This window comes from Parabacteroides sp. AM08-6 (genome assembly GCF_003473295.1).
Taxonomy (GTDB): Bacteria; Bacteroidota; Bacteroidia; order Bacteroidales; family Tannerellaceae; genus Parabacteroides.
Genome location: NZ_QRMP01000063.1, coordinates 1 through 3,092, shown reverse-complemented (window position 1 = coordinate 3,092; position 3,092 = coordinate 1). Strand labels below are relative to the sequence as shown.

The window sequence follows — 3,092 nt, the reverse complement described above, 5'->3', positions numbered from 1 at the left end:
TCCGAAAATGTAAACTTGGTTATCGCCGACACAGAAGAGGCCCGCGACCGTGCTAATACGGCAACCGGGGAAGCTGATGCCGCCCGTGTATCTCTGTCTGAAAGTGTGCAGCAGAAGTTAACGGAAGTCGATAACAAGATGCTGACTGTAAAGGATGGCAAGACGCCAGTCTTAGATGTGGGAAATGTGCAAAGTGGTGAAAAAGCATCCGCCTCTGTTGTTCCTGCCGGTGAAGATAGTGGAGGAAACCCCAAGTACAATATTAATCTTACACTCCCAAAAGGGGATAACGGATTGCCACCTGTCATAGAAACTGGAACAATTACAACTGGTGAGCCTGGCACGGAAGCATCTGCTACACTTGTACCTGACGGACAAACGGAAGGAGGAAACCCTAAGTATCTATTGAATTTAACTATTCCTCGTGGTTCTCAGGGTATACCGGGAGTTGGTTCCGGCAATGTCTCTGCATCTGCTACAGGATTGGTGACGGGCAAAAAGTACTTGTTTGTGCCCGGTGCAAATGGGAGTACAGTCGGGACATTTGTCGAATACGTTGCGCCCACTATTCCGACAAAGACAAGCGATTTAGAAAACGATAAAGATTTTACAACATCTAACGCTGTTACCGAATTATTACTCGGATATGTACAGAAGGTAGCCGGGAAAGGACTGTCTACAGAGGACTTTACAACGGAGTTAAAGAATAAGCTTTCCGCGTTAAGCAACTATGATGATACAGATATACAGGCCGCTGTAACATCCCTGCAGACCCAGCTTAATACGTTATTATCCGGCAATGCGTCCACAGCAATAGAAAGTTTCAACGAGATTATCGCATTCCTTGCGAATGTGGAAGATACACAGACGTTAGCGGGTATTATAGCCGGCATAAACACAGCCATTGCCGATGTACAGGCTTCCATCCCGACAAAGTATTCGCAATTGCAGAACGATAATAATACTGTTCAGGATGCCAACTATGTACATACCGACAACAATTATACTACGACGGATAAAGACAAGCTATCCGGGATACAAGCCGGTGCTCAGGTCAATCCCGGCATTGCAACTCCTTCCGCAAATGGGTTAATGTCTGCCGGGGATAAGACTATTCTCGACCGGCAGGAAAGTTATACAACTGCTTCTACCGTTGCATCTCTTAACCCTGCCTACAGGTACATATATGTTACGCTATCCTCTAATGCTTCGTTGTCGGTTAGCGGAACAGGAACGTCTTACAACGGCCGCTCTATTACGGCTTATGTTTACTGTTCTTCGGCCCGTACAATTGCCATCCCGACAACAGGTAGTTATGTATCGATGTGCGGGAGTTCTTATACTTGTCCTGCCGGAAAGTGGGTGGAGTTTAATTTGGAATGTATTAATGGTATTTGGCATATAGCCAAGTTAGAACAAGAATAGGAGGCGGTATGAGCAGACGTAGATACATGGGAAATGTTGATTTTAGAATGGAACCTATACTATACCAATACACTGGCAATTATCAAGCGTTTATAGCTCCTGTTGCTGGGCTATACAAAATTGAATGTTGGGGTGCTCAAGGGTGCAACGGAAATGCAAACAGCATAAATTGTTTTGGAGGCTATGTTTCTGGAATAATACAATTGGCAAAGGGCGAAGTATTGTATATCTACTGTGGTGACGGAGGGAAAAATAACACGTATACAGAAAGATGGAATGGAGGAGGCAAAGCATCTCCATCGAGGGCTTCGGTGTCTGAATGGATGTGGGTGAATCAAGGTGCTGGAGGTGGTGCTACCGACGTCCGTCTTATATCAGGAAATTGGGATAATATATCGTCTCTTAGAAGTCGTATAATTGTGGCTGCGGCTGGAGGTGGAGGTACTTATAACGGAGGAATTCATCCATATGGTAATCTTAGTAGGGGCGGAGGATTGGTTGGGTATGAGAATGGCCCTACAACCGGGTCTTTAAGCAATAATGCCAAGGGAGGAACTCAGACTTCCGGCGGTAAAGGTGATACTACCTCTTTTTTATCTGGAAATAAAGGAGGATTCGGGTTCGGGGCTGATGCCAATCAAACCACAGGGGCAGATGAGACTAAAGGGGCTTTAGGATGTGGTGGTGGCGGTGGATATTATGGAGGTGGTTCAGGAGGCACACAGAGCGGATATATCGGTACAGGTGGTGGCGGTTCCTCTTTTATCTCAGGCCACAACGGATGTAACGCTATAAATAGTAGTGGTGTTCACACAGGAAACGCCAACCATTATTCTGGTAAAGTTTTTACAGAAACAATTATGATAGATGGAGCTGGCTATCAATGGACAACACAAAAAGATTCTCTATTACTAATGCCTAATCCTTTAGGAGGTACATATCCTTCAGGCCAAGGCCATAAAGGTGCAGGTTATTGTATAATTTCTCAAGCAACATAAAATGAATACATATATACAAATAAAAGACAACGGCATCTACGTAGAGTTTAACACCCCACTGGATGCGGAGAGCTTCGAAACAGGCACAACGCTTGCCGATTACGAAGCTGGTAAGTGGGTATTGCTAAGTCCGGAACAGGTAGCCTTTCATGAAGCACATCCAAATGCTACAGTGAAAGAAGTATTCGAAATGCAGTTGGACCCCGGAACTGAACAACCTGAACCGGATGAACTGACCATTGCCAGGAAACAGAAGTTACAAGAGATAGAAGAACAGGACAAGTATTCAGAGAAATTCTTTGTCTCTGTAGTGCGCTATCAGCGAGACGAAAACGGCAATATTAAAGTTGACGAGAATGGAGACGAGCTTACATACGAGCTTGTAAATTATACCCTGTGGATGGATAGAAGCCTGCGTACTACCATGTTGAATACAACATTGCCGGCATTTCAGAAAAGAGGAGATACAACAAGAAAATTCTGGACTGTTGACGAACCATCCCTGGAGGTTAGTATTCCTATTCAATGGGCTATCGACAGAATCCCTAAGTTGGAGATTTATGCTACCGAAACATACGATTTGTTTAAGGCAAATAATAATGCTGCTTATGCAGCTACATCCGTCGAAGAGATAGCTCAAATCGACGTAAAGGCGAACTATCCGCATTT

1 protein-coding gene and 2 pseudogenes are annotated in these 3,092 nt (G+C 44.6%); all 3 read left to right on the top strand.

The features are described 5' to 3' along the window. A pseudogene (locus DW103_RS18165) lies at positions 1-1,425 on the top strand (hypothetical protein); the annotation flags it as partial. An 8-nt stretch (positions 1,426-1,433) separates the two neighbouring features. Beyond that, a complete protein-coding gene (locus tag DW103_RS17750) occupies positions 1,434-2,423 on the top strand; it encodes a glycine rich domain-containing protein (RefSeq protein WP_122278597.1) in 990 nt (329 codons plus the stop codon). A 1-nt stretch (position 2,424) separates the two neighbouring features. Next, positions 2,425-3,092 (top strand): annotated as a pseudogene (locus DW103_RS17745) (hypothetical protein); the annotation flags it as partial.

Coding starts and splice junctions, on each gene's coding strand:
- DW103_RS17750 (WP_122278597.1), top strand. CDS start 1,434: ATGAGCAGACGTAGATACATGGGAAATGTTGATTTTAGAATGGAACCT.